Source organism: Corynebacterium sp. (genome assembly GCF_030530965.1).
Taxonomy (GTDB): domain Bacteria; phylum Actinomycetota; class Actinomycetes; order Mycobacteriales; family Mycobacteriaceae; genus Corynebacterium.
This window is the reverse complement of sequence record NZ_JAUMTY010000047.1, coordinates 13,442-18,515: the sequence shown is the minus strand read 5'-3', so window position 1 is coordinate 18,515 and position 5,074 is coordinate 13,442. Positions and strand designations below refer to the sequence as shown.

3 protein-coding genes are annotated in these 5,074 nt (G+C 58.6%); all 3 read left to right on the top strand.

All coding sequences use genetic code 11. From position 1 onward, the window contains the following. Positions 1-252 (top strand): hypothetical protein (locus Q3981_RS08555; RefSeq protein WP_303125262.1); only part of this gene is annotated, 252 nt, incomplete at its 5' end. 297 nt (positions 253-549) lie between these two features. Continuing rightward, entirely contained in the window at positions 550-3,006 is a 2,457-nt protein-coding gene (locus Q3981_RS08550; RefSeq protein WP_303125261.1) for an acyltransferase family protein, read from the top strand. 122 nt (positions 3,007-3,128) lie between these two features. Next, positions 3,129-4,745, top strand: coding sequence for a signal recognition particle protein (gene ffh / locus Q3981_RS08545; RefSeq protein ID WP_204581558.1), 1,617 nt, complete (start codon positions 3,129-3,131; stop codon positions 4,743-4,745). Positions 4,746-5,074: the final 329 nt, after the last annotated feature.

Here is a 5,074-nt window from a genome sequence, read left to right as displayed (position 1 = left end):
TCTCGAGAAACGCGTCTTCCGTTCACCAAAGATGATGCTGAACTGGTGTGGAATGGCGATATTCTCGAGGTTCGTGCCCGGGATCGTTTAGGTGTTTTGGCCGCCGTGATTGGTGCTCTACCGGAGCTTCGCTGGGCAACGGTCTCGACGTTTGCCGATACGGTCGTCGATCAGTTCGGTGTGAAGCCGGGGCTGACTCGTAAAGAGAAGGACGCTGCGGTCATGCGTATTCGGCACGCCCTCGGTGATTAAAGCATCGGAGCCCGGGGGCCGGGTAGTGGTTGCCTGCGACGGTAAAAAGCGTTATCGATGGGCCCGGTAGAGCACCGTTATCAGTAAGCACCGTGCAGCTGGGTCTGTGCCGCCGTCCGATCGCGGGATTGTTCCGATTCTTGTGTCATCGCCATTGCTAGTCAGGTACGTTATTTACCTAAAATAATTAGTTTTAGTGATGGACACGCGATAGTTGTCACGCTTTTTCAGCATTTCTCCAGTAAAGTTTTATTTCCGCTATGCTTTGTGTGGAGATTTTCCAGAAAGGTGGTTTTTGTGGCACACCACCGTCGTGATAGCCGACAGCCGGGGCGCGAGGCCCGTGTCACATGGTCGCCCTCCGATGGTCGTCATGATCGCCGTACCAACCAGGCCCCGGAGAGCGCGTCGACGACCCACAGTCGTCACTCTCGTGAGCAACAAGCACGACCTCCTCACACTGCGCAGCCCCGTCAGTCATATCCCCGTCAGAACCGGGGGACAGAGTACCCGCAGCGATACACGCGGGGACGCTTAGACCGCAACGGGCGCCGCTTACCTAGCGACAACTTTTATTCCATACGGGCAGAAGCGCTGGCAGAGGCCCGCCGACGTCGCCCCGAAGCAGATTTCCTCACCCGCGAATCATCGTCAGATCGCGATGCCGGCGCTACCCGGGAAACTCACTACAACCGAGTAGACAGGGCTTCCACCTCGGCCGGCCATCGTGCCCGTTCAGCGTCACAAGCTCAGCGGTCCTCACACGCGCCGCAACCCACGCGCGCACCACGCTCACACCAGGGCACCCGGCGTCGCACGAAAGCTCAGCCCACTCGAGTCTCGCCCACACTTCCTGGTGGCCGGATCTTGGGGCTGGATGGCCTCCGCGCTATCGCAATTCTGTCGGTCCTCCTCTTCCACCTCGATCCCGATCTGCTGCCCGGCGGATTCATGGGCGTCGACGTCTTCTTCGTCGTCTCAGGGTTCTTGATCACGACGCTCTTAATCCGCGAACGCCACAAGACGGGTCACTCGAACTTGGCGAATTTCTGGATTCGACGTGCACGCAGGCTCATCCCGGCGCTGGTCAGCCTCATCATCATCGTCGTCCCGCTGACCTGGCTGTGCACGCGCTGGGCCGAACAAGCCCAGGACCTGTTGGTACGCATTGCTCCGCAGATAGTCGGGGTCTTGACCTTCTCCTACAACTGGGTCGAGATTGCCGCCGGGTCGTCCTACTTCACCCGCAACGTCCCACAGCTGTTCATGAATTTCTGGTCGCTGGCGGTGGAAGAGCAGTTCTACCTGTTGTGGCCCTGGGTATTCGTCTGGATAGCTCGACACCACTTCGCCCGACGCCGGGTCTCATTCTCCCTGCTCATCGTCGCCGCCGCATCCGCCGTTGGCATGGCAGTTCTCTTCAGCCCGGATTCGTCGACACGCGTGTACTACGGAACGGACACACACCTCTTCGGGCTCATGATCGGTGCCGCCCTAGCCTTCGAGGCATCGCGCGCCGACGGAGGTTTCATCACAACACGGTTCTGGTCTGCGGTGGGGCCGATCCTCGGCTGGCTCTCCTGCGCCGGATTAATCGTTCTCATGATCATCATTGGCGACGGCTCAGCCGAGGCGTTCCACGGCGGCATTGCCGTGGCGAACGTCCTGACCGCGATCATGATCGCCAGCTTCCTGGTCAAACGTGGCGGCTTAGTCCAGCTGATGTCATCTGGCCCCGCGTCGTGGCTCGGCGATCGGTCCTACGCGGTCTATCTCTGGCACTGGCCGCTGATCATCCTCGCGCAAATCGTCATCCCGACACCGGACAACAGTGCAGCATCGTGGGCTGTGCGGTTGGGTGCCGTCGTCGTCACGTTCATTGTGTGTGAGATTTCCCTGCGCTATCTGGAAACTCCGATCAGGCGCTTAGGCTTCCGTGGCGCGTGGGCAGCGTTTTGCGGGCTCTTCGTTAAGCATCCGGATACTCACGGTGACGGTCGTCGGACGTCGGCACGTAGGAACTCCCGCACATCGCGTCGTGTTCGCTTAACACCGGCCGCTGTGGCAACCCTGATTGTTCCCGTCGCGCTCGCGGCATGCACAGTATCTGTGGCCTCGACTGCGCCGGACAAAACACTCGTCGAACAAAAAATCACCGAAAACGAACACCTCGTCAATACTGGCGACGGTTCCTCCGCGGGAGATGGTGCTGGCGCGACGGGCGGGCAGGGAACAGACCGCTCGGACACAGTGGACTACACCCCGCCGGAGGGTAAGGACACGACGATGTTCGGTGATTCCATGCTGGTCACGACGGCCCCGGAGATTGTCAAGGACTATCCCGGCGTGGATATCGTTGCGCAGTCGGAGCGTGCGTGGGAGCAAGCTATTCCGATCATGCAAGACATGGAGCGCCAGGGGAAGATCCGCCGTGCCGTCGTTATTGCGCTGGGAACAAACTGGGGTGTTCGCGATCCCCAGGCTGTTGAGCAGGAAATCGACGAGATTCAGCGTGGGCGGACCGTGGTTCTGGTCAACACGTATGGTGCTGGCTGGGAGCCGCAAGTGACGGATGAGTACCAAAAGATAGCGGCGAAATATCCGAACGTGACTGTCGCGGACTGGTCCGATGTGGCAGCAAAGCACACCGGTGACCTGCAATCTGACGGTATTCACCCGGACTATGGGGCAATGCCTATTTTTGTGGATTGCATTAAACAGGCATTTTCCACCCTTGCGCAAAACAAGAAATAGGGCCTAGTTCATAGGCCCGAGTGCGTAGGTAGTACCCGTCCGATACGAGTGGGCTCAGTACTGCAAGCCTCGAGCTTGTATGCTAGGGGAGTTCATGCCGACAACCCAACAGGGGAGAATCTGTGTTTGAGTCACTGTCTGACCGATTGACCGGAGCGCTCAAAGGTTTGCGCGGTAAAGGCCGGCTGACTGAATCAGATATTAACGCCACGGCGCGCGAGATCCGCTTAGCTTTACTGGAAGCAGATGTGTCGCTTCCCGTTGTCCGCGCCTTCATTAAGAACATCAAGGCACGCGCTACTGGTGCTGAGGTGTCAGAGGCGCTTAACCCTGCTCAACAGGTTGTCAAGATCGTTAATGAAGAGCTCATCGGCATTTTGGGCGGCGAGACCCGGCGCCTTCAGTTAGCGAAAAATCCTCCGACGGTGATTATGCTCGCCGGTCTGCAGGGTGCTGGTAAAACCACGCTGGCCGGGAAATTAGCTCACCACCTGAAGAAGCAAGGGCACACGCCCATGTTGGTGGCCTGTGACCTCCAGCGCCCGGGAGCTGTTCAGCAGCTGGAAATCGTCGGTCAACGTGCTGACGTGCCAACTTTCGCGCCGGATCCGGGGACCCGGACGGACACCGTCGAACATGAAATGGGTCAGTCACACGGCGACCCTGTCGGTGTCGCGACCGCGGGTATTGAGGAAGCGCAGCGCACGAAACACGACGTTGTCATCATCGATACCGCCGGCCGGCTTGGTATTGATGAAGTCCTCATGCAGCAAGCGCGAGATATTCGTGACGCCACGAACCCCGACGAAGTCCTCTTCGTGATCGACTCGATGATCGGTCAGGACGCGGTTCATACTGCCGACGCGTTCCGAGAAGGCGTTGACTTCACCGGCGTCGTCCTCACCAAGCTCGATGGCGACGCTCGAGGCGGTGCAGCCCTCTCCATCCGTGAGGTGACGGGGAAGCCGATTCTCTACGTCTCCACTGGTGAAAAGCTTGACGACTTCGACGTCTTCCACCCGGACCGGATGGCAAACCGGATCCTGGGCATGGGCGATGTCCTGACGCTTATCGAGCAGGCTGAGCAGAAGATCAATCAGCAAGAAGCTGAGCGGTCGGCGTCGAAAATGTTTTCTGGGGAACTCACCCTGGATGACTTCCTTGAGCAGATGCTGATGGTGCGTCGCATGGGACCGATGGGCGCCATTTTGAAGATGCTTCCGGGCGGCTCCGAGATGTCCAAAATGGCTGACATGGTCGACGAAAAGCAGCTCGACCGTATCCAGGCCATTATTCGCGGTATGACTCCCGCTGAGCGCAATGATCCGAAGATACTGAATGCGTCGCGACGCCGCCGTATTGCTGCCGGTTCTGGTGTGACCGTTCAGGATGTTAACCAGCTGGTTGAGCGCTTCTTCGAGGCGAAGAAGATGATGAGCAAGATGACCAGCCGTTTCGGCATGGGCGGGGGTAGCGCGACAAAGAAGCAGAAGAAAGGCCGTAAAGGCAAGAAGGGGAAGAAGGGCAAGAACAAGAATAAGAACCGTGCCGCGGCGCAGCGTGGTGGCGGGATGCCGAACATGGATCAGCTGCAGCAGCTTCAGCAGCAGATGGGTATGGGCGGCGGAATGCCCGGTATGCCTGGGATGGGGCAGCAGAACCTGCCTAAGGGAATGGAAAATATCGACCTCAACAACCTTGACTTTGGGCAAGGTTCTCAGGGTCGACGGAAGAAGTAGTGCTGATAAGTCATGCCGATGAGTGACCCATACATGACACACAGCGCGCGGTGTTTCGGTAATTCGGGTGTGATCTGCTAGCATTCGGAAAGTTGTCTGTTTCGGCGTGCTCCCGCGTGAGTAGTGCCGATGGGACAATACGTAGCTTTCCTGCGTAACACCGTCCTCGGCCACGGCCGACCGGTGGTCACGCGCAGGTTAAATCCAAGGGCTGAACCGGCTCCCTCCTGGTAGGGAGTGTCTGCACTGCCCGGTGACCACAGAAAGAAGAATATGGCTGTCAAAATTAAGTTGCAGCGGCTCGGTAAAATCCGTACCCCGCACTACCG